General features: G+C 66.0%; 15 protein-coding genes. 3 read left to right on the top strand and 12 right to left on the bottom strand.

Annotated elements, in window-relative coordinates; all coding sequences use genetic code 11:
• Positions 1-29 precede the first annotated feature (29 nt).
• Positions 30-1,067: a LacI family DNA-binding transcriptional regulator gene (locus BAU07_RS15620; protein WP_066659401.1), complete on the top strand. Its 1,038-nt coding sequence runs from the start codon at positions 30-32 to the stop codon at positions 1,065-1,067.
• Between the two features lie 50 nt (positions 1,068-1,117).
• On the opposite strand, the gene BAU07_RS15625 is transcribed toward BAU07_RS15620, so the two are convergent.
• The 5 genes from BAU07_RS15625 to BAU07_RS15645 form a co-directional block, all read right to left on the bottom strand.
• Positions 1,118-2,017 carry an ABC transporter permease gene (locus BAU07_RS15625; RefSeq protein ID WP_066659403.1) on the bottom strand — a complete coding sequence of 300 codons (900 nt, stop codon included), beginning with the start codon at positions 2,015-2,017 and terminating at the stop codon, positions 1,118-1,120.
• Positions 2,007-2,954: an ABC transporter permease gene (locus BAU07_RS15630; protein WP_066665474.1), complete on the bottom strand. Its 948-nt coding sequence runs from the start codon at positions 2,952-2,954 to the stop codon at positions 2,007-2,009. Before BAU07_RS15630 ends, BAU07_RS15625 begins: the two co-directional genes overlap by 11 nt.
• A 60-nt stretch (positions 2,955-3,014) precedes the next feature.
• Positions 3,015-4,568, bottom strand: coding sequence for an ABC transporter substrate-binding protein (locus BAU07_RS15635; RefSeq protein WP_066665475.1), 1,554 nt, complete (start codon positions 4,566-4,568; stop codon positions 3,015-3,017).
• Between the two features lie 66 nt (positions 4,569-4,634).
• A complete protein-coding gene (locus BAU07_RS15640) occupies positions 4,635-5,408 on the bottom strand; it encodes a class II aldolase/adducin family protein (protein WP_066659405.1) in 774 nt (257 codons plus the stop codon).
• A 120-nt stretch (positions 5,409-5,528) separates the two neighbouring features.
• A complete protein-coding gene (locus BAU07_RS15645) occupies positions 5,529-6,419 on the bottom strand; it encodes a LysR family transcriptional regulator (RefSeq protein ID WP_066659407.1) in 891 nt (296 codons plus the stop codon).
• 124 nt (positions 6,420-6,543) lie between these two features.
• On the opposite strand from BAU07_RS15645, the gene bla reads away from it, so the two are divergent.
• A complete protein-coding gene (gene bla, locus BAU07_RS15650) occupies positions 6,544-7,473 on the top strand; it encodes a class A beta-lactamase (protein WP_066659408.1) in 930 nt (309 codons plus the stop codon).
• An 8-nt stretch (positions 7,474-7,481) separates the two neighbouring features.
• Positions 7,482-8,261 carry an exodeoxyribonuclease III gene (locus tag BAU07_RS15655; protein ID WP_066659409.1) on the top strand — a complete coding sequence of 260 codons (780 nt, stop codon included), beginning with the start codon at positions 7,482-7,484 and terminating at the stop codon, positions 8,259-8,261.
• Here BAU07_RS15655 and BAU07_RS15660 read toward each other — a convergent pair.
• From BAU07_RS15660 to BAU07_RS15690, 7 genes are all read right to left on the bottom strand, one after another.
• A complete protein-coding gene (locus BAU07_RS15660; protein ID WP_066659411.1) occupies positions 8,250-10,208 on the bottom strand; it encodes a bifunctional diguanylate cyclase/phosphodiesterase in 1,959 nt (652 codons plus the stop codon). The two genes, BAU07_RS15655 and BAU07_RS15660, sit on opposite strands and share 12 nt — an antisense overlap.
• 18 nt (positions 10,209-10,226) lie before the next feature.
• On the bottom strand, positions 10,227-10,910 hold the full coding sequence (locus BAU07_RS15665; protein ID WP_066659416.1) for a transglutaminase-like cysteine peptidase: 684 nt from the start codon (positions 10,908-10,910) through the stop codon (positions 10,227-10,229).
• A 63-nt stretch (positions 10,911-10,973) separates the two neighbouring features.
• The gene (locus BAU07_RS27160; RefSeq protein WP_066659418.1) at positions 10,974-21,359 is read right to left on the bottom strand and encodes a retention module-containing protein; all 10,386 of its coding nucleotides are present in this window, start codon (positions 21,357-21,359) and stop codon (positions 10,974-10,976) included.
• Positions 21,360-21,624: 265 nt separating this feature from the next.
• Positions 21,625-22,251 (bottom strand): helix-turn-helix transcriptional regulator, encoded by a 627-nt coding sequence (locus BAU07_RS15675; protein ID WP_066659420.1) that lies wholly within the window; start codon positions 22,249-22,251, stop codon positions 21,625-21,627.
• Between the two features lie 123 nt (positions 22,252-22,374).
• Positions 22,375-23,796, bottom strand: a complete 1,422-nt coding sequence (locus BAU07_RS15680; protein WP_066659421.1) for an HlyD family type I secretion periplasmic adaptor subunit — start codon at positions 23,794-23,796, stop codon at positions 22,375-22,377.
• A gap of 2 nt (positions 23,797-23,798) precedes the next feature.
• On the bottom strand, positions 23,799-25,970 hold the full coding sequence (locus BAU07_RS15685) for a type I secretion system permease/ATPase (protein WP_066659422.1): 2,172 nt from the start codon (positions 25,968-25,970) through the stop codon (positions 23,799-23,801).
• Entirely contained in the window at positions 25,948-26,175 is a 228-nt protein-coding gene (locus tag BAU07_RS15690) for a hypothetical protein (RefSeq protein WP_066659423.1), read from the bottom strand. The genes BAU07_RS15685 and BAU07_RS15690 overlap by 23 nt, the downstream gene beginning before the upstream one ends.
• Between the last annotated feature and the right edge of the window lie 4 nt (positions 26,176-26,179).

Genomic DNA, 26,179 nt, shown 5'->3' on the forward strand with positions numbered 1-26,179 from the left:
GTGGCCCGCCATCCCCGGAACGCCTTCTCTTGTCCACACAGCGACCCACCCCCGCCCTGACCAGGACACGCCGTACTTCGCGCACCGAAAAGAACGGCTACACGCAGAAGGACGTCGCGCTCGAAGCCGGCGTATCGCAAAGCGCGGTGTCCCGCGTGTTCGCCGGCCGCGGCTATGTCGCGGCCGAGGTCCGGCAGAAGATCGAGAAAGCGGCGCGCAAGCTGGGCTACATGCCCGATATGGCCGCCCGCTCGCTGGTCAAGGGACGCTCCAATATCGTCGCCGTGGTGACCAGCAACATCACGCACCCGTTCGTGCCGCAGATGTTGGAAAAAATGACGCTCGCCATCCAGCAGCGCGGCCAGGAGGTGTTGCTCCTGAATTCGCCGCCCGGCCAGGACATCGATCGCCAGCTGCCGCTGGCGCTGCGCTACCGCGTCAAGGGTGTGCTGATCGCCAATGTCAGCATCGGCGCGCGCATCGCGCGCCAGGTGCGCGAGAGCGGCACGCCCATCGTCATGGTGAACCGCTATGTCGAGGAAAAAGCCGTGCACGCGGTGTCCTGCGACAACCGCCACGGCAGCCGCCTCATCGCCGAAGGCTTCGTCGCCGCGGGCAAGCGGCACATGGCCTATATCGGCGGACTGGCCGGTTCGCCCACCAACGTCGTGCGTCGCGATGCCTTCCTGAAAGCGCTCCGCGAGCGCGGCATGACGCCCGATGTGGTCCTGGAAGGCGCGTTCACCCATGCCTGGGGCTATGAAGCGGCCCGCCTGCTGCACGCGCGCAGCACGCCCGTCGACGCGGTGTTCTGCGGCGACGACATGGTCGCCATCGGCATGCTGGACGGCTATCGCGGCCTGCCCGGCGGCCTGGCCGCCGCGCCCGCCATCGTGGGTTTCGACGACATTCCGAATGCCAGCTGGCCGCCCTATATGCTGACCACCTACAGCAATCCGCTGGACCGGATGATCGAGGTAGCCCTGGATCTGCTGGAGCAACCCTACGACGCGCCCCCGGCCCGCGAAGTGCTGCCGGGCGAGCTGGTGCGGCGCGCCTCCTTCTAGGCGCGCTGCGCCAGTCGCGGTGTTGCCCGGACGTCCCCCGCGGCCGGGGTCTAGCGCCCTTCCATCCGTACGCGCGGGTCCAGCACATCGCGCAGGCCGTCGCCGATCAGGTTCAGCCCCAGTACCGTCATCGCCAGCACCAGGCCGGGGAACAGGCAGATCCACGGCGCATCGGGGATGAAGTCGCGTCCGTCGGCGATGATGTTGCCCCAGGTGGGAGTCGGCGGCGGGGGGCCCACCCCGATGAAGCTCAGCACGGCCTCGGCCAGTATCGAGATCGCGAAGATGAAGGTCATTTGCACGATGAGGGGCGCCAGCGCATTGGCCGCGATATGCCGCAGCAGGATGCGGACGTGCCCTGCCCCGGCCACCTTGGCCGCCTGGACGAATTCCATCTGGCTCAGGACCAGCGCGGCGGCGCGCATGATGCGCGCCGTGCGGGGGGTATAGGTAATCACCAGCGCAATCACCACGTTCATTTCGGACGGCCCCAGGACCGAAGACAGCGCGATCGCCAACAGGATGCCGGGAAAGGCCATCAAGGCATCCATCACGCGCATGATCGGGTTTTCCAGCCGGCGGAAATAGCCCGCGCACAGGCCGATGAAGGTACCGATCAGCCCGGTGAACACGGTCACGAAAAAGCCGATGCGCAGCGACACCCGGCTGCCATACAGCATGCGGCTGAACACATCGCGGCCGAAGCTGTCCGTGCCCATCCAGTGCAATGCGTTGGGCGCACCGAGGCGATAGCGATAATCGTTGGCCACCGGCGAGTATGGCGCCAGCCAGCCGGCGAGCAGCGACATCGCCACGATGATGGACAGCAGCACGAGTCCCGTCATGAACAGGCGATGCCCGCGCAGGCGCGCCACCACGCGAGACGACAGCAGGCGTCCCCACGGTCCGGGCGCGATATCCGCCTTGGGGGCGGTCAGGTCAACGGCCATAGCGCACCCTGGGATCGAAAACGGCATAGAGCATATCGACGACCAGATTCACGATCACCATCGCGCAGGCGATCATCAGCAGGCCGCCCTGGATCACCGGCAGGTCGCGCCGCTGGATGGCGCCGATGACGAGACGCCCGACGCCCGGAATGGAGAACACCGATTCAATGATCACCGCCCCGCCGATCAGGATGCCCACGTTGACGCCGATAACCGTCAGGGTGGGCACCGCGATATTGACCAGGGCATGCTTGCCCACCACGCTGCCGGGCGGCACGCCCTTCGCGCGCGCCGTGCGGATATAGTCCTGGCCCAGCACTTCGAGCATGCTGGATCGCGTCATGCGCGCCAACAGGCCCAGTTGCGTCGCCGCCAGCGCGGCGGCCGGCAGGAACAGGCTGTGCAACCAGCCCAGCGGGCTCTGCATGAACGGCACATAGCCGCCGGTGGGGAACCATCCCAGCTGGACCGAAAACAGGTAAATGCCCACCAGACCGAGCCAGAAATCCGGCACCGACAATCCCAGCATCGCCAGCGACATCGCAAGCTGGTCCACCCAGGTATTGCGCCGCACCGCCGCCAGCACGCCGCTGGTCATGCCGACCGCCACGGTCATCAGCAACGCCAGCAGCGTCAGCGAACCGGTCACCGGCAGGCGCTCGGCGATCGCCTCGGTGACGCCGCGGTTAAGCAGCAGCGAGCGGCCCAGGTCGCCGTGCAGCACGTTCAGGTACCAGCGGTACGCCTGCACATAGGCGGGCTGGTCCAAGCCCAGTTCGGTGCGCAAGCGCGCCAGTTCCTGGGTGCTGGCGCCGGGCCCGGCCAGTTCGGCCGCCGCGTCGCCCGGCACCAGCCAGATCAGGCTCAAGGTCAGCAGCGAAACCAGCAGCAGCACCGGTATGACACTGAGCAGGCGGCGCGCGAAATACATCAACATGGCGTTCCCCTGCGCGGCATCGCGGCGCGCCATCGCGCCGCGCGCGATTGCATGCCGCGCCTATTCGTACCAGACGTCCCACATGCGCGGGATGCGGTGCGGCACGAAGTTCTTCAGATTGGAGCGGGCCGCCTCCAGCACGCCGATATCGCCGACCTTGATGGCGTAGACCTGCTCGTACACGATCTGCTGGATGGTGGCGAAGGCGGCCTTGCGGTCGGCCTGGTCGGGCGCGCTGTTCAGCCTGGCCATCGCGGCTTCCAGGCCGGCGTCCTTGTGATGCTGCCAGTTCTGGTCGCCGGTGAACAGCACCGCCACGCCGTTGGGCCCTTCGTAGGGCTCGATACCCACCATGATGGGGAACAGGTTCCAGCCCGTGGTCTTTTCCCGCGCGGCCAGCGTGGTGGGCCAGTCGGCGATGCGCAGCTTGACGTTCAGGCCGATCGCCTGAAGCTGCTGGGTGGCGATGACCGCGGTGTCGTTGTGGTTCTTGAAACCGTTGTCGGCGATGAAGGTCAGCTCCTCGCCCTTGTAGCCCGACTCCTTCAGCAGCTTCTTCGCCAGTTCGATATTGTGCAGGTTGTACAGGCTCTTGCCGACATCGCCGGCGAAGTACGGCGTGCCCGGATGCTGCCAGCCATGCGTCATGCGGTACAGGCCGTCCGTCGAGATCGCCATGATCTCTTCGTCGTCCAGCGCGGCCTGGATCGCCTGGCGCACTTTCAGATTGTCGGTCGGCGGCAGGCCCGCATTCAGGAAGATGGTCTGGAATGCCCACGGCATCATCTCGTAGATCTTGATGTTGCTGTCGCGCTTCAGGCGCTTGGCGGCCGTCGGCGATATCGCTTCCAGCACCTGCACCTCGCCGGTCTGCAGCGCGGATTCGCGCGCGCCCGCCTCCGGCATGAAGCGAAAGGTCACCGTATCGAAATAGGCCGTCTTGCGGCCACCCAGCCCATCGCGGCCCTTGTAGTTGGGATTGGCCGAATACGCGTCGAAGCGCTTCAGCTTCACATAACTGTCGGGCTTGTACTCCACCAGCTGGAAGGGCCCCGTACCGATGATGTTGATCTGGTTCGGCGCTTTCGCGGCTTCCTCGGCGGGATAGATGGCCACGGGCGCGCGCGGCGAACCGAGGAATTCGATGAAACCCTGGAAGGGCTTCTTCATGGCGATCCTGATCGTGTAGTCGTCCACGATATCGATATGGTCGACTTGCGACATATTCTGCGCGCTACCCCCATAGCGGGCATAGCGTTCCAGCGACGCCTTCACATCCGCCGCCTTCATTTCCTTCATGTTGTGGAACTTCACGCCCTTGCGCAGCTTGATCTCGTACGACAGGCTGTCCGGCGCGGCGGAATAGCTTTCCGCCAGCTCCGGTATGGTCTCGCCCTTGTCGTTGCGCGCGAACAGGCCTTCGTAGATATGCAGGTTGATATTGCGGGCAGCCTGCGCAAAGGTGATCTGGGCGTCCAGGCTGGGCGGCTGCGCCTGCTGCGCCACCACCACGTCGCCCCCGCGCTTCTGCGCCTGGGCCGGTGCCGCGGCCAGGGCCAATGCAGCCATGCACGCCGCAGCGAACAGCCCTGCGGACGGGAATAATCGCTTCATATTCATTACCCCTGAATGGTCGATATGCTCGTTGGGCTGCCGCGCCGCTGCCGCCGCAGCAAACCGCTAGGTCGCGTAATCGGGCTCTTGCTTGTCCAGCATGCGGCGCCACGCATCCAGGTGCAGCCGCGCGTCGAAGCGCTCGCCCCAGGGCCCGTTATAGCGGTCGCGCAGATCGTCGCCGATGTGCTTGAGTTTCATGCCGGTATTCATGGCGGTCATCTGGTACATGCAGGTTCGTTCGGCGATGTAGAGTTCGTCGAAAGCCTCGGCCACGCTGGGCCCTACCACGGTGACGCCATGGTTCTTCATGATCAGGATGGTGCGCTCGCCCAGTACCTCGGCGATGCGGTCGCCTTCCTCGTCCCACAGCACCACGCCGTTGTGAATTTCGTCGTAGGCCACGCGGTCGTACAGCATGGCGCTGTTCTGGTGCACCAGCTCCAGCCGGCCCTCCTCCAGCAAGGACAGCGCGGTGAGGTAGCGCGGGTGTACATGCAGGATGCAGCGGGCCTGCGGGTGCTTCAGGTGCAGGCGGGCGTGTATGTGGAAAGCCACCTTGCGCAGTTCGCCGTCGCCGCGCACCACATTGCCCTGCAGGTCGCACACGATGAAGCGGCTGGCGGTTATCTCACTGTAGTGATAGCCGCGCGGGTTGATCAGGAAGAGGTTGTCGCTGCCCGGCAGCATCATGCTGCAGTGGTTGGCGATCTGCTCGTTCATGTCCAGGCGGTTCATCGCACGGAAGATCGCCGCCATGTCACAGCGGATCTCCCATTCGCCTTCGATCATGTCGGCGGCTTGCGGCGGCAAGGCCGCGGCGGACGTGCTGGCGTGCATGTGCTGTGTGCTCCCCTGCCGGCCGCTGAAACGGCGCCCGGATATGACTACGTATTCATATGATGGTAGGACCGTGAGCGTCGGCCCGTCAACGGGAAATCGCGGTGCTTCGGGTTTTACCTAGGACGATGCAATCGGCGCCTGCCCGGCCGCGGCCAGCAGCCAGGCGCGAAACTGCTCCATGGCCGGCGACAGGCGTCGCGACCGCAACCACGTCAGCCAGTAGCCGCCCAGGCGGATGTGCGTCTCGAAAGGCTGCACCAGCAGCCCGCGCTGCAACTCGCTGGCGAACATGCAGGGCGGCGCCAGTGCGACGCCGGCCCCCTGCACGGCGGCTTCCACCATCAAGCGCGAGGAATCGAACACCGGTCCATTCAAGGGCCACGGGCTCAAGCCCGCCGCCGCGAACCAGGTATTCCATTCGTCGGTCCTGTACGAGCGAAGCAAGGTCTCCCGGGACAGATCCGCCGGTACGCGCAGGCGGCGCGCGATGTCCGGCCCGCACAGCGCCGACAGCGGTGCATCGAGCAGCAGCGCGCTGTCGGTGCCGGCCCAGCCGCCCTCGCCGAACCGTATCGCGTAGTCCAGGCCTTCCGCCGCGAGGTCCACCAGATTGTTGTGCGTCAGCAAACGCAGCTCGACGAAGGGATGCGTATCGCGAAAGGCCTTCAACCGGGGCATCAGCCACCCGACCGCGAAGGTCCCGACCACCCCCACCGTCAGCACTTCATGAAAGCGTCCGCCCTCGAACTGGTTCAGGACGCGCTCGATCCGGGTGAAGGCGTCGCTCAGCACCGGCAGCAAGGCGCGCCCCTCGTCGGTAAGGCCCAGCCCGCGCGGCAGGCGCTTGAACAGCTCGGCGCCAAGGCGGTCTTCCAGCATGCGGACCTGCTGGCTGACCGCCGCCTGCGTGACGTTCAATTCGAGCGCCGCGCGGGTGAAGCTCAAGTGGCGGGCGGAGGATTCGAAGGCGCGCAGGGCCTTCAGGGGCAGGTGAGGACGTATGGACATGGAGGCATAAGAATTTCTATCGGGGCGGCGCAATTATCCTCGTTTGCGCCCCGCGCCTGAAGAGAAGATAGTTCCGATCCGTTGATCAAGCCCTGCTTTTTCCCAACCTCTGGAGACCACCACGATGCCCGCCTCCCTACAGCGCCGCGCGCTTCTGCGCGCCGCCGCCGCCGCGCCCTTCTGCCTGCCGCTGAGCGCCTTCGCCACCGTTGCCGGCGACGGCGACGGCGCGCTACACGCTGCCTTCGGCTCCCTGGAGAAGTCGTATGCGAGCCGCCTCGGCGTATGCGCGATCGACACCGCGAACGGCCGCGAGATCCGCCACCGCGCCGAGGAACGGTTCCCGTTCTGCAGTACGTTCAAGGCCATGGCCGCCGCGGCCGTACTGGCGCGGGCCAGCGCCGACCCGGGGCTGCTGGCGCGACGCATCCCGTATACGCGCGCCGATCTCGTCACCTATTCACCCATCACGGAAAAACATGCGGGAGCCGGCATGACGGTCGCCGAACTTTGCGCGGCCACCGTCCAATACAGCGACAACACGGCCGGCAATCTGCTGATCAAGCTCCTCGGTGGACCGCCCGCCCTCACCGCCTTCATGCGCGGCGTCGGCAACCGCAGCTTCCGCCTGGACCGATGGGAAACCGACCTCAATACCGCCATCCCGGGCGATCCCCGCGACACCGCCACGCCGTCCGATATGGCGCACAGCCTGAACAAGCTGGTACTGGGCGGCGCGCTCCCCGCCGCCGGGCGGGCCCAGTTGAAGGAATGGCTGGTCGGCAACACCACCGGAGACCGCCGCATCCGCGCGGGGGTACCGGATGGCTGGCAGGTCGGCGACAAGACCGGGACCGGCTCCTATGGCACGGCCAACGATATTGCCGTCCTGTGGCCGCCGGCACGGCCACCCATCGTGCTGGCGGTGTACTCTACGCAACCATCGAAGACCGGCAAGCCCAGCGACGCGCTGATTGCAGAAGCGACGCGCGTCGTGGTGGCGGCCCTGGTGCCCGGCAAGGCCTCGTCCATCCGGCTCCCGCCCAACGCCTAGCGGAACCCATGAAACTCGCCACCTGGAATATCAACTCGCTGAACATCCGCCTGCAACACGTCCTCGACTGGCTGGCTGCCCATCCCGTCGATGTGCTGTGCCTGCAGGAGTTGAAGCTGGCCGACGATAAATTCCCGCATGAGGCGTTTGCCCAGTCGGGCTATCACGCCGTGTGGGCAGGCCAGAAAACCTATAACGGCGTGGCGATACTGGCGCGCCAAGCGGGGCGCGACAGCGTGCGCAATATTCCAGGCCTGGAAGATCCGCAACAGCGCGCGCTCGCGTGGACGATCCCCGCGCCGGGAGGCGATATCCGGGTCATCTGCGTCTACTGCCCCAATGGACAGGCCGTCGGCAGCGACAAGTACGAATACAAACTGCGCTGGTACGCCGCGCTGCGGGAATGGCTGAAGGGCGAGCTGGACCTGCACCCGCGCCTGGCAGTGCTGGGCGACTACAACGTGGCGCCCACCGACGCCGACGTCCACAACCCGGAGAAATGGGAAGGACAGGTCCACGTGTCCGAACCCGAACGCAATGCCTTCTTCTCCCTGGTCGAGCTAGGCCTGGCCGACGCGTTCCGGCTTTTCGAGCAGCCGCCCAAGACCTTCAGCTGGTGGGATTACCGGCAGCTCGCCTTCCGCCGCAACGCCGGGCTGCGCATCGACCACATCCTGCTGTCCAACTCGCTGGCCGGCGACTGCAAGGCCTGCGAAATCGACAAGGAGCCGCGCGGCGGCGGACAGCCGTCCGACCACGCGCCGGTCATTGCCACGCTAGGGGACTGACCCCGCCAGGATCCCGGGGCCCCGCATGACCGTGATGCCCAGCCTGGCCAGGATCGCGCGCGTGGCGTCGTCCGGCACATCTTCGGCGTATACCTCGATCTTCAGCGACCGCGCCGTCTCCAGTACGGACAGGGCCAGTTGCTGGCTGCCCAGGCTTTGCGACATGCCGCCCACAAAGCCGCCACCGAGCTTGACGTAGGCCAGCCGCAAGCTGTGCAGCAGGCTCACGGCACTGAACTGCTGCGCCAGCCGCCGCACGCCCACGCGTGCGCCGCAGGACTGCGCGATCCGGCAGAGCTCCGCCACGGCCTGCTGGCGTTCCACCACCGCATGCGCGTCGACCTCCAGATACAGCCGCGCGGCCAGGACCTTGCGTTCCGCCAGCATCCGTTCCACCTGCAGCAGGAAGTTGGGATGCGACAGCGATGGCATCGCGATCCGCACGGTCAGGTCGCCCTCGTTCATCATCAGCCAACTGACGGCCAGGCGCACCGCCTGGATATCGCATTCGGCGGTCAGGTCCAGCCGCGTGGCGGCGGGGAAGAACAGCTTGGCGGGGATGGGTTCGGACGCCTCTTCGCTATGCAGCATCAGCGTGGCTTCCTGCCGGATCACCCGTCCGTCGAGCGCGCGCAGCGGCTCCAGCGCCAGGGTGAAGCGTTGCCGCTCGATGCCGGCCGTGATGGCGCGCCGCCATGCCGACTCGCCATGCGCGGACAAGCCATGGTGCTCGTCGGTGGCCAGTTGCACGTGATCGTCGCCCGCGCTCTCGCCACGCATCAGCGCGTAGTCGAGCCGGCCCAGCAGCTCGCCCACCCTGTCGCCGCGGGCATAGTCCGTCATGGCCAGCGCCCACCGGCACAAGCCGCCCTCGCCCACCGGGATGCGCGCCTCGCGCAGCTCGTTGCGCAACCGCTCGGCCACCAGCATGGCGTTGGGCGCCGTGCAGCCCGGCAAGAGCAGGGCGAAGTCCGATCCGTTCAGGCGGCCGATCAGCACGTGGTTCAGTTGCAGCTGCTCCAGCAGCGCGGCAACGCGCCGGCCCAGCCCTGAGAGCCATTGATCCACGAACTCGCGCGGCATGTGCCGGTTGATTGCCGCCAGGTCGCGCTGGCGGAAGACCACGACGTGGCCGCCCCCTTCTCCCGCATCGGCCGGCCGCTCGCCGGCTTCCAGTTCGCGCAGGAACTCGTTGATGAAGTACTTGCGGTTGGCCAGGCCCGTAATGGCGTCCTGGTTCACTTCGATCTGCAAGGACTCGATCCGCGCCGACTGTTCTTCCGAGGTCGCGCGCAACTGGTCGCGTGTCTGGTTCAGGGCGTCGGTAATGCCCGACAGTTCCGGCACGCGCGGCCTGAGCGTCTGGCCGAACTGTCCGCGCCCGATCGCGCGCATCTGCTCGCCCACTTCGGCCAGCAGGCGCTTCTCGATCCAGCGCACCAGGACAAACGCGAAGATGGCCCAGCACACGCCTGCCGCCACGATAAGCAGGATCATTTTCAGGCTGCTGTGCCACAGGGTTTCCCAGGCATAGGTGTCCGTGGCGGTCAGGGTCACCTCGCCGAGCTGGCGCCAGCCGTCGGTCACCACGTGGGTGGCCGATTTCGCCGACAGGGGCACCAGGCGCTGGAACCAGGACGGTACTGCCACGGAATTGCCTTCCGCGCTGCGCTCGATAATGACCTTGCCCTGGGGATCGGACAGCCTGACCAGGGAAAAATGCCCACCGTCGTACAGGGCCGAGACCAGGAGCTCCTGCGTGATGCGGTCGCTATTGCTGGGCTGAGACAAGGAAAGCGCCAGCGACACCGCGGCATCGCTGCTTTGCACCTGCAACTGCCCCGCCAGGTAGTCCCTGGCCGCGTTCACGCTCAGGGCCAGCGTACCGAGCAGGATAAGCGCGATGGCGATGGTGATGCTGAGTAGAAGTTGTCGGAGTATGGACATGTTCGGTTCCTGGCAGGCCTATTGCCGCACACCTTCGCGCTCCATGCGCTGGAGCAGGTTGCGCCAGCGGCCGATACGGTCGGCCGGGGCGGCATGTTTGCCGTCGACATATACGCCGTCGGCGTTGAAACTGAAAACGGGCGTCAGGTCCCGGCGCTGCGTCGCGGGCAGGATATTGGAGACCAGACTGTCCAGGACGAGCGGCACGGCATTCGGTGTCGGATAGTAGCCCAGGACCATGTGCGCGATCTGCTCGCTGCTTTCCGGGCCGCCGATGCGGGCGCGCACATAGACGAAACGCAGCTTGCTGGTGGGGACGCCCAGCTTGATGAGCGAGAAATACTTGCCGATGACGAAGTCCTCGCAGTCGCCGGCGCCCTTGCCCAGCGCCTCCAGCGGCGTCTCCCAGTAATCGGCCTGGCCCCAGATGGCCTGGTCCTCGGCCTGCATGACATGCTGGTTCCAGAAGGCGTTGACGCTGGCCAGCTTGTCCTGTTCCGACAGCGAGGCGTCATCCCGCAGCAGGCGCAGCCACGCCTCCACCGCCTTGGCGCCCCGGGCGCCGTAGCGGCTGGACGCGACCTGTTCCAGCCGGTTGCTGTCCAGCTCGAGGGCGCCGCTCATCCCCCACCCAAACAGCAGGCAGAAGAAAGCCGCCCTGGACCAGGCCCGGACGGCACGACGCGGCGTCGATCTAGACATGAAACATATTGTAAAGGCACGGACCGCCCTTGGCGAGGGCGGCCCACGCCGCACTGCTAGGCCTTAGTCGTGGCCATGCAGCTTGCCCTTCTGCAACAGGTCATTGATGATGGCCGCGTCCTGCAGGGTGCCGTTGTTCGTCAGATCCACGCCTTGCAGCACGATCTTCTGGTCAAAGGCATTGCCGCCGGCATCCTGGGCATGCCCGGTGGTGCTGACGTTGACCACGGTGTCGGCGCCCTGCTTGGTGAAGTGCAGGTACTTCGACAGATCGCCATCGGTGGGGTTTTGCAGCAGCTCGTGCAGATCCAGGACATCGCCACCCGCCGACGCGGCATTGGTGTTGAAGTTCTTGATCGTGTCGACCGCCGGGGCGCTGTTCGTGCCCTGGTCGTGCAATTCCCACTTGAACGTGTCGCCGCCACCGCCGCCGATCAGCGTGTCGTTGCCCTGCCCGCCGATCAGCGTGTCGCTGCCCGAGCCGCCGGTCAGGGTGTCGTTGCCGGCGCCACCGTGCAGGAGGTTGCTGCCTTCGCCACCGTAGATGATGTCGTTGCCGGCATCGCCGTACAGCTGGTCGTTGCCGCCCTGGCCGTAGATGATGTCGTCGCCGCTGCCACCATGGATGACGTCGTCGCCGCCACGCGTATCGCCGCTCACGTTGAACTGCGCGTGATTGGCGCTGATGTAGCCGTACAGCTCCGCCGACGTGGGCGCATGGCCGTTGGTAGCCGTCAGGTAGTCGATCAGCGCCTGCATGCCCTGCCCGTCGTGCGTACCCGCCGCATGGCCATTCCAGGACAAGCCGTCGGTATTGATCGTGTCGCCGAAGATGATGTCCTTGCCATCACCGCCGTTGATCGTATCGCTGCCGACCGCCGCCGGGTCGGAATGCGATCCGCCGCCGGTGAGCGCCGTGTTCAGGTCGCTCGCCTGGTGCACGATGTCCACCTGGCCGGCCGGGCCGCTGACCGGCGTATTGTCGACCAGGGTGATGTCGTCGACGGTCAGTTTCGCCGTACCGCCGCCGCTGGTGTTGTCCAGCACCGAGAACTCGAGGCGATACTGACCGCTGCCGAAGTCGCCGGTCGTGATGTCGCCCGTTCCCTTGCCCGACTGCACCGTGGTCCAGGAGCCGTTCACCAACTGCTGCAACGCCCAACTGTAGTTGTCGCTGCTGGACAGATTGGAGGTGGACAGCTCGAACTCGAAGTGCCCCGTGTGGCCGGCCGCGATGGTGATGCTCTTGCTGTCGACGACGGTGGCGCCCGACTTGTTGGAAGCGTCGGTGATGGCGATCGAGCTTCCGTTGCCGTTCGCCACGGTACCACCACCATTGGTGCGGACCGTCCAGTTGCTGCTCTCGTCCCAATTGTAGGAGTTCGAGTCCGACAGGTTGGTGGAGCTCGGGAAGTAAACGGTCGCCGTACCCGTGCCCGCCGTATTGTCGAAGAAGCGCAGGTAGTTCTGGTTGACGCCGTCGCCGATGCCGACGCCGTGCACCGTGCTGATCGCCGCCAACTCCGCGAAGGAGTTGATGGACGTTTGCAGCACGCTGGCGCTGGTCGACGAGCCGCTGCCGCCGGAGTTCGTGACCGTGGGATCGCCGTCGGTCAGGAAGAAGCTCAGGTTCTGATACCCGTTGGCGGTGCCCTTGCCTGCGCCGGCCTGGTCCTGGAACCAGTCCACCGCAGTGTCGAACGCGTCCTGGTAGTTGGTCGACCCGTTGGCGCTCAGGTTGTTGATGGCCGCGATGATCTTGTCGTTCCAGCTGTTGACGTCATTCGGATCCAGGCCCTGGACCGTGACGGGCGTATCCGCCGACGAACCGAACCCGATCAGCGTGACGTTGATGATGCCGTCGTGGTTGGAGAGCGTCTTGACGAAGGCCAGCAGGGCGTCCTTGACGAGTTCCATCCGGGTCTGGCCGTCGATTTCGGCCGTCATGCTGCCCGAGTGGTCGACGATGAGCGCGATGTTGTAGTTCTGGCCCGGCACGGTGGTCGTTACGGTGCCACCCAGGTCGCCCAGGATGATGTCGTCGCCCGAGCCACCGTTCAGGACCGGCGTATGGCCGCCATGCCCGTCGCTGCCGCCGCTGCTGGTGTTGTCGCCCTGTACCAGGTTGTTGGTGGCCAGGTCGAAGTTGTACTCGCCGGATGTATTGTGGCCGCCATTGGCCGTACCGCCGGTGTCGCGCACCTCGAAGCCGAACGACGCATCCTTGCCGTCGGCGCCCGGGGTGTAGACCAGCTTGCCGGCCGCGATGTCGGCCGCCGAGATGACCTGGCCCTGCGTCACGGCCTGGCCGTTCAGCGTCAGGCTGCCGCTGTCCGGCGTGCGGGTGATGACGACGCTTTGCAGGCTGTCGTGCTCGCCATGGCTGTCGCTGAAGGCGAACTCGTTGATCCCGAAGGTATGGGACTGGCCCACGCCCATGGTGGCGGAGTTATCGGCGGAGGTCGGTGCATCGTTGGCGCCCCCGATGTTCACCGTGACATTGTGCGTCGTCGTGCCATCCTGCGAGGTCACCGTGAAGGTGCGCGGGCCCAGCGTGTCGCTGCCGGAAAGGGCCTGCACCGCCGGATTGTTGTTGTCCAGCGTGTAGGTCCAGTTGCCGTTGGCGTCCACGGTGAAGGTGCCGTAGGCGTCCTGCACGGTCTGCGGCTTGAAGGCGCTTTGGCCCTGGTCGGCGTCGGTGATGTCCAGCTTGCCCTGCGTGCTGAGCTGGGCGTCCTCGATGACCAGGCCGCGATCGCCGCCGCTGGTATGCGGCGTGATGACCGGGATGTCGTTGGTGCCGGTAATGTTCACCGTAATGGTTTGCGTGGCCGTGCCGCCATGGCCGTCGTCGACCTTCACCGTGAAGGTATCCTGCACCTTCTGGCCGCCGGTCAGGGCCTGCGTGGCCTGGGTATCGACCGTATAGGTCCACTTGCCGGTGGCGTCCACCGTCAGGGAACCGTAGGCGCCCTTCGGGTTGCTGTCTACCGTCCAGGTATGGCCGTCGTGTATATCCACGTCCGCCACGCTGAGCTGGCCCGTCACCTTGGAGGCGCCATCCTCGGTGGTCGCACCGGTGCTGACGCCGCTGATCGACGGGATGTCGTTGGTGCCGACGATGGTGACCGTCACTTCATGCTGCGCGCTGCCGTCGACCGACGATACGGTGAACTTCTCGACCAGCGTCTCGCCCTTGCCCAGCTGCTGCACCAGCGGGTCGCTGTTGGTCAGGTTGTAGGTCCAGTTTCCGTTGGCGTCGATGGTGAACGTGCCGTGCTGGCCGGCGGTGTTCGGCTGGGCCACGAACTGGGACTGGCCGGGGTCCGGATCCTGCACATCCAGCTTGCCGCCGGTCGTGTAGGTGACGTCCTCCACCACCTGCCCCTTGTCGCTGTCCGGGCTGTGCGGCGTGATGGTCGCGCCATCGTCCGTACCGTTGATGGTGATGGTGATCGTGCTGGTCTTCGAACCGTCCTGGCTAGTCACCGTGTAGGTTTCGACAATGCTTTGACCGGAGGTCAGTCCTTGCACCACCGGGTTGGCGTTGGCCACCGTGTAGGTATAGGAACCGTCGGTGTTGAACACCAGCGTGCCCAGCGGCGCGTTGCCGTTGCCCGTGCTGCCGTCGAAGTGCGCGCCCGCCTTGAAGTGGTTCTCGCCCGCGTCCGTGTCGGTGATCGTCAGTTGGCCGCTGGTGGCCAGCTTGCCGTCGACCACGTTCAGGTCTTCGGTCACCGCGCCCACGCCGCTGCTCAGCACCGGCACGTCGTTGGTGCCGACGATGGTCACCGTCACTTCATGCTGCGCGCTGCCGTCGGCCGACGAGACCGTGAACTTCTCGGTCAAGGTGTCCCCCGCGCCCAGGGCCTGCACCGCCGGGTCGCTGTTGGTCAGCTTGTACGTCCAGTTGCCGTTCTCGTCGATCGAGAACGTGCCATGGTCGCCGGCGTGGTTGGTCTGCGCCACGAACTTGTTCTCGCCCGCGTCGGCATCCTGGATGTCCAGCTTGCCGCCCGTCGTGTCGAGCACGTCTTCGGTCACCAGGCCATGGTCGCTGGCGCTGCCCGGATTCTGCGGATCGCCCGGGTTGTGCGGCGTGATGGTCGCGCCATCGTCCGTGCCGTTGATGGTGATGGTGATCGTGCTGGTCTTCGAACCGTCCTGGCTGGTCACCGTGTAGGTCTCGACGATGCTCTCGCCCGTCTTCAGGCCCTGCACCACCGGGTTGGCGTTGGCCACCGTGTAGGTATAGGAACCATCGGTGTTGAACACCAGCGTGCCCAGCGGCGCGTTGCCGTTGCCCGTGCTGCCGTCGAAGTGCGCGCCCGCCTTGAAGTGGTTCTCGCCCGCGTCCGTGTCGGTGATGGTCAATTGGCCGCTGGTGGCCAGCTTGCCGTCGACCACGTTCAGGTCTTCGGTCACCGCGCCCACGCCGCTGCTCAGCACCGGCACGTCGTTGGTGCCGACGATGGTCACCGTCACTTCATGCTGCGCGCTGCCGTCGGCCGACGAGACCGTGAACTTCTCGGTCAAGGTGTCGCCCGCGCCCAGGGCCTGCACCGCCGGGTCGCTGTTGGTCAGCTTGTAGGTCCAGTTGCCGTTCTCGTCGATCGAGAACGTGCCATGGTCGCCGGCGTGGTTGGTCTGCGCCACGAATTTGTTCTCGCCCGCGTCGGCATCCTGGATGTCCAGCTTGCCGCCCGTCGTGTCGAGCACGTCTTCGGTCACCAGGCCATGGTCGCTGGCGCTGCCCGGGTTCTGCGGATCGCCCGGGTTGTGCGGGGTGATGACGGGCAGGTCGTTGGTGCCAGTGATGGTCACCACGACGTCCTGCGTATCGAAGCCGCCGCGGCCGTCGCTGACGACCACCGAGAACTTCTGCTGCACCGCTTCGCCTTCGCTCAGCGATTGCACCTTCTCGTTGCCCGTGAAGGTCCACTTGCCGGTCTGGTCCAGGGTCAGCGTGCCGTACTCGCTCTTGCCGTTGCCCACGATGGACCAGCTGTGCTGGTCGTGCGCGTCGACGTCGGCAACCTGCAATTGGCCGCTGGCCGAGTTCGCCGCGTCTTCCTTGAAGGCGCCCGTGCTCTGGCCGCTGATGTGCGGCGCGTCATTGGTGCCGAGGATGGTCACCGTCACGTTGGTCGGCGTACCGTCGGCGGTCCGGACCGTAAACGTTTCGACGCGCTTTTCGCCCAGGCCCAGGGATTGCACCGCGGGATCGTTGTTGTTCAGCGTATAGGTCCACACGCCGAAGGCATTGATGGCAAACTCGCCGTAGGTACCGGTGATCTTCGCGCCCTGCACGTGGCCTTCGCCCGCGTCGGCGTCATTGACGAACAGGATGCCGCCCGTCTTCTGCAACAGTCCGCCGTCTTCCACGACGGTGCCCGAGCCGATGCCGCTGACGACCGGCACGTCATTGGTGCCGACCAGGTTGACCGTCACCACCTGGGTGTCCGTTCCGCCATGGCCGTCGTCCACCTTGACCGTGAAGGTCTCGGTGTAAGGCTCGCCTTCGCTCAGGGACTGGACCTTCTTGGCATCGACCGTGTAGGTCCACTTGCCGCTCTGGTCCAGCGTCAGCGTACCGTACTGGCCCTGCGGCTTGCCGACGATGGACCAGGTGTGCGTGTCGATGGTATCGACGTCGGCCACCGTCAGTTGGCCGGACACGGCCGGGGCCGCGTCTTCCTTGAGTCCGGCGCTGCTTTCACCGCTGATTTCCGGCTTGTCGTTGGTGCCGTCGATGGTGACCGTTACCGTGGTCGGCGTACCGTCGGCGGAGATCACCTGGAATTCTTCGGTCAGGTGCTGGCCGACGGCCAGCGCCTGCACCGCCGGATCGTTGTTCGACAGCTGGTACGTCCAGTTGCCGTTGGCATCGACGCTGAAGGTGCCGTGCTTGCCCGGCGCGTTGTCCTGGGCCTGGAACGACGATTGGTCGTGGTCGGCGTCGGTGATGTCCAGCTTGCCCTGCACGCTCAGCGTGACGTCTTCCTTGACCGTGCCTTCGGCCTGGCCAACGATCACCGGCGCGTCATCCGTGCCGTTGATCGTGATGGTGACCGTGCTGGTCGCAGTGCCGTCCTGGCTGGTCACGGTGTACGTTTCGACGATGCTCTCGCCGTTGCGCAAGCCCTGCACCACCGTGTTGGCGTTGTCCACCGTGTAGGTATAGGAGCCGTCCGCCTTGACTTCCAGCACGCCCAGCGGCGCACCGGCATTGCCGGTGCTGCCCTGGAAATGCGCGTCGGTCCTGAAGGTGCTCTGGCCCGCATCGACGTCGTTGATCGTCAATTGGCCGGTCGTCACCAGCTTGCCGTCGGCCACGTCATGGTCTTCCGTCACGGCGCTCGCGCCGTTGGTCACCACCGGCACGTCGTTGGTGCCGACGATGGTCACCGTCACGGTATGCGTGGCGCTGCCGTCCTGCGACGATACCTGGAACTGCTCGGTACGCGTTTCACCGGCGGCCAGCGCCTGCACGGCCGGATCGGCGTTGTTCAGCTTGTATACCCAGTTGCCGTTCTGATCGATCGAGAACGTGCCATGCTCGCCGGGATGATTGGTCTGCGGGACGAACCTGCTCTCGCCCTGGTCGGCATCTTTGACGTCGAGTTTGCCGCCCGTGGTGTTGGGCTTGGCGTCTTCCACCACCAGGCCCTGGTCGCTGCCCGGGTGGTGCGGCGTGATGACCGGGACATCGTTGGTGCCGGTGATATTGACCGTGACCGTCTTCGTATCGAAGCCGCCATGGCCGTCGCTGACCACGACGGTGAACTTCTGCTGCACCGTCTCGCCTTCGCTCAGCGACTGCACCTTCTGGTTGCCCGTGAAGGTCCACTTGCCGGTCTGGTCCAGGGTCAGCGTGCCGTACTCGCTCTTGCCGTTGCCCACGATGGACCAGCTGTGCTTGTCATGCGCATCGACGTCGGCAACCTGCAATTGGCCGCTGGCCGAATTGGCCACGTCTTCCTTGAAGGCGCCCGTGCTCTGGCCGCTGATGTGCGGTGCGTCGTTGGTGCCGAGGATCGTCACCGTCACGTTGGTCGGCGTACCGTCGGCCGTCTTCACGGTATACGTTTCGACCAGCTTCTCGCCCAGGCCAAGAGCCTGGACGTCGGCATTGCCGTTGGCCAGGACAAAGGTCCACAGGCCGTTGGCGTGCAGCGTGAACGTGCCGTGTTCGCCCGTCACCTTCTGGGGCTGGAAGGAGTTCTGGCCCGCGTCGGCGTCGGAAACGTTCAGCTTGCCGCCCGTGATTTGCGCCAGGATGAAATCCTCGACCACCGTGCCGGAATCCGAGCCCGTGATTTGCGGGACGTCATTGGTGCCGGTCAGGGTCACCGTGATGGTCTGCAGGTCCGTGCCGCCATGGCCGTCGTCCACCTGCACCACGAAGGTTTCCTGCACTTCCTTGCCTTCCGGCAGGGCCTGGATCGCCTTGGGGTCCGCGGTATACGTCCACTTGCCATTCTGGTCGATGGTCAGCGTGCCGTACTGCCCTTGCGGCTTGCCGGTGATGGACCAGGTATGGCTGTCGCTCGTGTCGACGTCGGCCACCGCCAACTGGCCCGACACGGCCGGGACCGCGTCTTCCTTGAGCGCCGCGCTGCTTTCGCCGCTGATTTCCGGGATGTCGTTGGTGCCGTCGATGGTGACCGTCACCGTGGTCGGCGTGCCATCGGCGGAGACGACCGTGAATTGCTCGGTCAGATGCTCGCCCACGGCCAGCGCCTGCACGGCCGGGTCGTTGTTCGCCAGGTTGTACGTCCAGTTGCCGTTGGCATCGACGCTGAAGGTGCCGTGCTTGCCCGGCGCGTTGTCCTGGGCCTGGAAGAACGACTGGTCATGGTCGGCGTCGGTGATGTCCAGCTTGCCCTGCACGCTCAACGTGACGTCTTCCTGCACCGTCCCCTTGTCGCCGCCGGGCGTTCCCGGGGTGATGACCGGCACGTCGTCCGTACCGTTGATCGTGATGGTAATGGTGCTGGTGGTGGTGCCGTCCTGGCTGGTCACGGTGTACGTTTCGACAATGCTCTCGCCGTTGCGCAGGCCCTGCACCACCGCGTTGCTGTTGTCCACCGTGTAGGTGTACGAACCATCGGCCTGGAAAGCCAGCGTACCCAGCGGCGCGTTGCCGTTGCCCGTACTGCCGTCGAAGTGGGCGCCCGGCTGGAATACGCCTTCGCCGGCGTCCGCGTCGGTGATGGTCAATTGGCCGCTGGTGACCAGTTGCCCTTCGGTGACATTCTGGTCTTCGGTGACCGCGCCGCTGCCGCTGGTGACCACGGGCAGGTCGTTCGTGCCGGTGATGGTCACGGTGACGGCCTGGATGGCCGTGCCGCCATGGCCGTCGGCTACCAGGATATTGAAGGTTTCCTGCACCTGCTGTCCCTGGCGCAGGGCCTGGGTGGCCTGCTGGTCGACGGTGTAGGTCCACTTGCCGGTCTGGTCGACGCTGATGGTGCCGTACGCGCCCTTGGGCTCGCCGCTCACGGACCAGCTGTGGGTATCGCTGGTATCGACGTCGGCGACGGCCAGTTGTCCCGACACGGAGGGTTCGACGTCCTCGGTCACCGCGGCGGTATTCGCGCCGCTGATCGCCGGGATGTCATTGGTGCCTTCGATGGTGACCGTGATGGTCGTCGGCGTACCGTCGGCGGACAGCACCTGGAATTGCTCGGTCAGCGTCTCGCCCACGGCCAGCGCCTGCACGGCCGGGTCGCTGTTGGCCAGGTTGTAGGTCCAGCGGCCATCGGCGTCGATGGAGAACGCGCCATGCTGGCCGGCGGTGTTCGTCTGCGCCTGGAAGAACGATTGATCGTGGTCGGCGTCGGTGATGTTCAGCTTGCCCTGCGTGCTGATCTGCCCGTCCTCGACGACGGTGCCGCGGTCGCCGTTGAGCGGATCGCCCTCGGTCGGCTGGTGCGGCGTGATCACCGGCACGTCGTTCGTGCCCGTCACGGTCACTTCCAGCGTGGCGGTGGAAGTGCCGCCTTCGCCGTCGGAAACGATGTAGGTGATCGTGGTGGTCCTGGTCTCGCCCGCGGCCAGGCTCTGGAAGTCCTGGGCCGGGTTGAAGGTGTAGGTGCCGTCCGGCAGGATGGTGAAGGTGCCGCCGTTGGAACCGGCCACGGTGGCGCCGCCCGTCGGGATGTCACGGTCGCCGGCGTGGATGACCTGCAGCGTATCGCCGTCGGGATCGCTATCCCGGCCCGCGCCCTGTGGGTTGCCGGTAAGCACGTTGCCCGAGACCGTGGTGTCCTCGGTGCTTGTCGCGGTGTCGTTTACCGCGACCGGACCCGGATTGGTCACGCTCCAGTCGAAGGTTTCGGAGACCGAGGCGCCGCTGGCGTCCGTCGCCGTCACCACGACCTGGTACACGCCGTTATTGCCGCCTTGCGAAGCGGAATGGTCGATGTTGCCGCTGATGACGCCCGTATTGGGATCGATCACCAGGCCGGGAGGCAGGCCGATCGCGCTATAGGAGAGCCGGTCGCCATTGTCGACGTCGGCGAAATGGCTGGACACATCGAGGTTCACGCCCTGTTGCGCGTCCACGCCGGCGACGTTGTCGATGGCGCTTGTGGCCACGGGCGCGTCGTTCACGCCGTTCACGTTCACTGTGACCGTGGCCGTCGAGGTGTTGCCCAAGGGGTCGGTCACCGTATAGGTGATGCTGCTGGTGGCGGACTGGCCGACGCCCAGGTTCTGGAAGGACTCGCCCGGATTGAACACATAGCTGCCGTCCGGGAACACGGTGAACGTGCCGCCCGTCGATCCGGCAACGCTGACGCCGCCCGTCGTCATGGGGCGGTCGCCCACCGAGACGATGGCCAGCGCGTCGTTTTCCGGGTCGGTGTCGTTGGTGAGGATGTTGCCGCTGACCAGCGACTTCTCGCTCGTGGTGTTCTGGTCGTTGCCGGCGGTGGGGCCGCCGTTGTCCGGCGTGGTATTGGCCAGCCCGGCCGGCGTCAACAGGTTGATGGCGGGCACGCCCGCGCCGGGGTATTCCAGTGCCAGCGGCGTGGTGCCCTCGACGATACGGGCCAGGCGCACAAAGCTGCTGCCGCCCGCGTCTCCCCCACCGGCCACCAGGGCAGCCGTGGGATCCAGGTTATCGAAAGGATCCTGGCCGCTCTGCAGCGCTGCCAGCAGACGGTCGGAATCGGTGCCGGTGGGCGGCGCCACGGCGGCTTCGGAGCGGTCCACCGGCTGGCCCGCCATGTCGGCGTTGAAGGCCACATCACGGTTTTCCCCGATCGTCAAAGGCATCCCGCCTTCGGTCTGCAGGCCCACGGTGCCGCCCGAGGCAGTCACGATCTCGGTGTCCGGCGGAATGCGGCTGCCGACGTGCAGTTCGGTGAGCGAGCCGTCGCTGTTGCGGATCCAGGCGCGTCCGGTGACTTGCGTAACGACTGCGGGAGTGGAGAAGGCCATGTTGTAGCTCCGGTTTAGGATGGCGTAATCCTATAGAGCTGGACCTATGGCCGGTATTGTCCTGGAGGACAGGTTCGCGAGTGGGATTGAGGTGCGGGGAGAGTAATTAAGAAGTCTTGCACGTCCGTCCCGCGCAGCGGCCCCTGCCGACCTCGCCGCCTGGACGCATGGAGCCCGGACACCGCTACGCGCCGGTGGCCAGGCCCCGGCTCTCCGGAAACGGGCCGGGCCGGGCGGCACGGCGGGCTCCACTGGACGGCGTGGCCTAGCGGCTGATGCCGTGCACCCGCAAGGCGAGCTGCAGGCGATCGCTCACCCCCAGCTTCTCGAATACAGAGGACAGATGCGCCTTGACCGTACGCTCGGTGATGCCCAGGGCGGAGGCGATCTCCCCGTTGGCTTCGCCGACCGCGGCGCGGCGGGCCACCATATCCTCGCGTTCGGTCAGCGCGTTGTTGTGCCACTGCTCCTGGCCGCCGGCACGGCTTTCCACCAGCCGCAACAGACGCGTGACCAGCGAACGTCCCATCCATATTTCGCCGGATTCGACGACTTCCAGGATCTGGGTCAGGGTCGAAATCGGGACATAGGTGTGGCAGTACCCCACCGCCCCGGACGCCAACACCTTGGTGCCCTGCTCGTCATGGGGCCGCGCACTGGCGACGATCACGCGCAGGCCATTCAGCGCGCCGGTCCATTGCTCGGAATTCCAGGCCGGCAGGCGGGGCAGATCGGCATCGACCACCACCAGCGATCGGCCCTGTTCACGCCAGCGCGCCATGTCGGGAAGACTGCGGCCGCGTGCGGGCAGCCATTGCCGCGCGTCCAGACCCGACCAGTGCTTCCACAGCAAGTCGTCATGGGTGACGAACAGAACCGGTGCCACGTGCATCGATACCTCTAGTTAGTGTCCGGCCGCGGTGCGACCTTCGCGCCGCGGTGGGGCTGCAATGCGTATCCCGGGAACGGTGGACGATGCGGTGCCGCACCGTCCGGGCTCCCGGGCCGACTCGACTCAACGTTCCGTGAAGGCGTTTTCCTTGGCGCGCAGGATGGGCTTGAGCAGGTACTGCATGACCGTCCGCTTGCCGGTAAGGATATGCACCTCGGCCACCATGCCGGGGATGATGGGCAAGTGCTTTTCGCCGACCGAAGAGCGCGCCGTGCGCACCCGCACGATGTAGAAGGAGTTGCCGCGTTCGTCCGTGATGGTATCGGCGCCGATCTGCTCCACGACGCCTTCCAGCCCGCCGTAGATCGCGTAGTCGTAGGCGGTGAACTTGACCTCCGCCTTCTGCTGCGCGTGCAGGAAACCGATGTCGCGCGGCAGCACGCGCACTTCCAGCAACAGCGAGTCGTCCGTGGGCACGATCTCCACGATGTCCTTGCCCGGCTGCACCACCCCGCCCACCGTGTTGGCCAGCAGGGTCTTGACCGTGCCGCGCACCGGCGAGCGGATCTCCGCCAGCTTGACCTTGTCGGCCAGCGCCAGTTTGCCTTCGCTCAGCGTGCGCAGCTTGGTGGTCGTGTCCGAGAGCTCGCTGCGCGCCTGGTTGCGGATATTGAGTTCCGCTTCCTCGGTCTTGCTCATCGCTTCCTTGATCGAGGCCTCGATGCGGTCGATCTGCGCCTCGGCCGCCTTCTGCTCGCCGCAGCTCTTGGCCACGTCGCGCTGCAGGCGCAGCAGGTCGACCTCGGACACCGCGCCGCTCTTGAGCAAGGGCCGCGTCACGGTCAGCTCGCGCGAGGTCAGGCTGCAGGTGGTGGCGGCCTGGTCGCGCCTGGCCTGCGTCTCGCGCAGTTCTTCCTGGCGCTGCTTGACCTGCTCCCTGGCCACGCTGACCGTGGCGTTCAATTCATTGGTGCGCTGGATCCAGGCATTGCGCTCGGCCTCGACGGCGACGGGCAATTGCGCGATCACCTCCTCCGGGGCCTGGAAAGGCTGGCCCGTGGCCAGGGCACGCAGCCGCGCGGCCTTGGCCAGCAGCGACAGGTATTCGGCGTTGTTCTCGCCCAGGGAAGAATTGAACCGGGTCGGGTCGATCTTCAGCAGGATCTGGCCCGGCTCCACCGCCTGGCCCGGCTGCACCAGGATTTCCTTGACCACGCCTCCGTCCAGGCTCTGCACGATCTGCACCTGGCGCGACGGCACGACCTTGCCTTCGCCGCGCACGACTTCGTCGATGGGACTCAGCGCGGCCCAGGCCAGCAGGATCGCCACCGCGACCAGCGAGGTCCACAACAGCACCCGGGCGCCGCGGGCGTCGGATTCGTGTATGGCCCACTCCGCATTACCGGTATACCCGGTCGTCACCTTGGGCTTGCCTCGGTCCTCGCCATCCAGCAGCACGTCGAACAACTTGACGAGCAGCGTCCGCGGCAGGCGCACCAGGGCGCCCAGGAAGGATCCGCCTTCATTCGCAACGTGGGTATTCATGCTCAGGCCCCCCGCCCCACGCGTCCGGTACGCAGCGCTTCCACGACCTGGTCCTTCGGACCGTCAGCCACGATGCGGCCGGCGTCTATGACGATGAGGCGGCTCACCAGCTCCAGCAGCGCCGTGCGATGCGTAATCAGCAGCAGCGTCTTGTTCGCTGCCGCGCCGGTCAGTTGTTTGCGCAGCCGCGCCTCGCTCTGGTGGTCCATATTGCTGCTGGGCTCGTCGAGCAGCAATACCGGAGGATCGTTGATCAGGGCCCGCGCAACCGCCACCGACTGGCGCTGGCCGCCCGACAGCGACTCGCCGCGCTCGCCGATCAGCATATCGAAGCCGTCGGGGTGGACATTGGCGAACTCGCTCACCCCGGCGACCTCGGCTGCCGCCAGGATGCTGGCGTCATCCGCGTACGGCGCGCCCATGGCGATGTTGTGCTTCAGGCTGCCGTAGAACAGCACCGGGTCCTGAGGCACGTAGCCGATTGCGCGCCGCAGATCCGCAGGGTCGACCTGTCGTACATCCACGCCGTCCAGCAGCACGGTGCCTTCGCTCGGCTGGTACAGGCCCAGCATCAGCTTTTCCAGCGTGGTCTTGCCTGAACCGATGCGCCCGATGATGCCCAGCTTCTCGCCCGGCGCCAGCTTGAAGGAAACGTTCTTCAGCACGGGTTGGGCCGCGCCGGGATAGGAGAACGTCACGTCGCGGAACTCGATCGCGCCATGGAAGACCGGCCGGTGCAGGAACTCGGCCGTCTCAGGACGCTCCACGGGCAGTTGCATATAACCGTCGATGGAACCGAGCGAGGTGCGGGCGTTCTGGTATTGCAGCATCAGCCCGGCGATCTGTCCCAGCGGCACCAGGCAACGGCCGGCGATCATGGACGCGGCGATGATGCCGCCCATGGAGATAAAGGATTCCTGGGCCAGGTAGACGCCGATGGTGACCACGGCCACCGACACCAGTTGCTGCATGGCCGACACGAAGCCCACCGTCGTGCTGGACATCAGCTTGAGCTTGCTGCCGATATTCGCGATGAATTCGGTGGAGCGCTCCCAATTGCGCTGCATCGCCCCCTGGGCGTTGAGCGTCTTGACCGTTTCGAAGCCCGTCAGCGCTTCGACCAGGGTCGCGTTACGCTGCGACGCCGCCTGATACGACGCCATGGTCAGCGTTTCCATGCGGAATTGCGCCGCCAGCGAGACCAGGACGATCAGCAAGATCGCCACCACGGGCGGGATCAGCATCCACGGGGAAATCCAGGCCAGCACCAGCAGGAACAGGATGACGAACGGCAGATCCACCAGTGTGGTGATACTCGCCGACGCGATGAAATCCCGGATCGCCTCGAAGGAGCGCAGGTTCGCGGCGAAGGACCCGACCGACACCGGCCGGCCTTCCATGCGCAGATCCAGCACCCGCTCCATGATGAGCGCCGACAGCCGCACGTCGACCCGTTTGCTCGCGCTATCGATGACATGCGCGCGCGCCGTGCTCAGGATCATATTGAAGATGACCACCACGGCGATGCCGACCACCAGCACCCACAGGGTTTCGAGGGCGTTGTTGGGCACGACGCGGTCGTACACGTTCATCGTGAACAGCGGCATCGCCATCGCGAAGATATTGATCAGCACCGCCGCCACGATGGCGTCGCGGTACAGCCGGCGGTTCTCGAAGATCGCGGACCAGAACCAGTGACGCCCACGCACCTTGCCGACTTCGGGCGACCGCGCGTCGTACCGGAACTGCGGGCGCACATAGCACGCCATGCCGGTGTAGTCGCGCGCCAGCTCTTCCGGATCGATCTCGACGGCGCCCGCGCCAAGTTCGGGATGGCTGATCAGGTACTTGCCATCGCGCGTCTCGAGCAGCAGGCAGGCGCGCTCCCCATGCAGCAGCAGGATGGCCGGCAGGATGTCGGTGGGGATCTGGTCGATGGGGCGCTTCACCAGCCGGGCCGACAGGCGCGCGCGCGCCGCGGCGCGGGGCAGCAAAGCCGGCGTCATGCGCTGGTCGACCAGCGGCAGGCCTGCCGACAACGCTTGCGCCGTGGCGGGCACGCCATGCACCCGCGTCAGTTCGACCAGGCAATCCAGCAAGGGATCGTCGTGCGTGGTACGAGGGTCCACGCGCCACGAGTCCACCGAGCGGTCAAATAACTTGTCCGTCTTCATCGTCCAGCAAATCCAGATGTTCGGATAACCGCGCCCGCTGCTGTTTACGCTCGGTGAGCTTGCGCTGCGCCTGTGGCGGAAGATCCGTCAGGCGCAGCGTGCCATTGGCGATGAGGGCATCGATCAGGTCCTCCAGGACGCGCACGAAGTCCGCGTCCAGGCGGGAGAAATCGCTATCCCGATCTTTTTTGCCGTCAGTCGCCATGGTC

Source organism: Bordetella flabilis (assembly GCF_001676725.1).
In the GTDB taxonomy this organism is placed as follows: domain Bacteria; phylum Pseudomonadota; class Gammaproteobacteria; order Burkholderiales; family Burkholderiaceae_B; genus Bordetella_C; species Bordetella_C flabilis.

What these genes read in the sequence shown, in the direction of transcription:
- BAU07_RS15625 (WP_066659403.1), bottom strand. Translation starts at nt 2,017, where the DNA reads ATGGCCGTTGACCTGACCGCCCCCAAGGCGGATATCGCGCCCGGACCG.
- BAU07_RS15630 (WP_066665474.1), bottom strand. Translation starts at nt 2,954, where the DNA reads ATGTTGATGTATTTCGCGCGCCGCCTGCTCAGTGTCATACCGGTGCTG.
- BAU07_RS15635 (WP_066665475.1), bottom strand. Translation starts at nt 4,568, where the DNA reads ATGAAGCGATTATTCCCGTCCGCAGGGCTGTTCGCTGCGGCGTGCATG.
- BAU07_RS15640 (WP_066659405.1), bottom strand. Translation starts at nt 5,408, where the DNA reads ATGCACGCCAGCACGTCCGCCGCGGCCTTGCCGCCGCAAGCCGCCGAC.
- BAU07_RS15645 (WP_066659407.1), bottom strand. Translation starts at nt 6,419, where the DNA reads ATGTCCATACGTCCTCACCTGCCCCTGAAGGCCCTGCGCGCCTTCGAA.
- bla (WP_066659408.1), top strand. Translation starts at nt 6,544, where the DNA reads ATGCCCGCCTCCCTACAGCGCCGCGCGCTTCTGCGCGCCGCCGCCGCC.
- BAU07_RS15655 (WP_066659409.1), top strand. Translation starts at nt 7,482, where the DNA reads ATGAAACTCGCCACCTGGAATATCAACTCGCTGAACATCCGCCTGCAA.
- BAU07_RS15660 (WP_066659411.1), bottom strand. Translation starts at nt 10,208, where the DNA reads ATGTCCATACTCCGACAACTTCTACTCAGCATCACCATCGCCATCGCG.
- BAU07_RS15665 (WP_066659416.1), bottom strand. Translation starts at nt 10,910, where the DNA reads ATGTCTAGATCGACGCCGCGTCGTGCCGTCCGGGCCTGGTCCAGGGCG.
- BAU07_RS27160 (WP_066659418.1), bottom strand. Translation starts at nt 21,359, where the DNA reads ATGGCCTTCTCCACTCCCGCAGTCGTTACGCAAGTCACCGGACGCGCC.
- BAU07_RS15675 (WP_066659420.1), bottom strand. Translation starts at nt 22,251, where the DNA reads ATGCACGTGGCACCGGTTCTGTTCGTCACCCATGACGACTTGCTGTGG.
- BAU07_RS15680 (WP_066659421.1), bottom strand. Translation starts at nt 23,796, where the DNA reads ATGAATACCCACGTTGCGAATGAAGGCGGATCCTTCCTGGGCGCCCTG.
- BAU07_RS15685 (WP_066659422.1), bottom strand. Translation starts at nt 25,970, where the DNA reads ATGAAGACGGACAAGTTATTTGACCGCTCGGTGGACTCGTGGCGCGTG.
- BAU07_RS15690 (WP_066659423.1), bottom strand. Translation starts at nt 26,175, where the DNA reads ATGGCGACTGACGGCAAAAAAGATCGGGATAGCGATTTCTCCCGCCTG.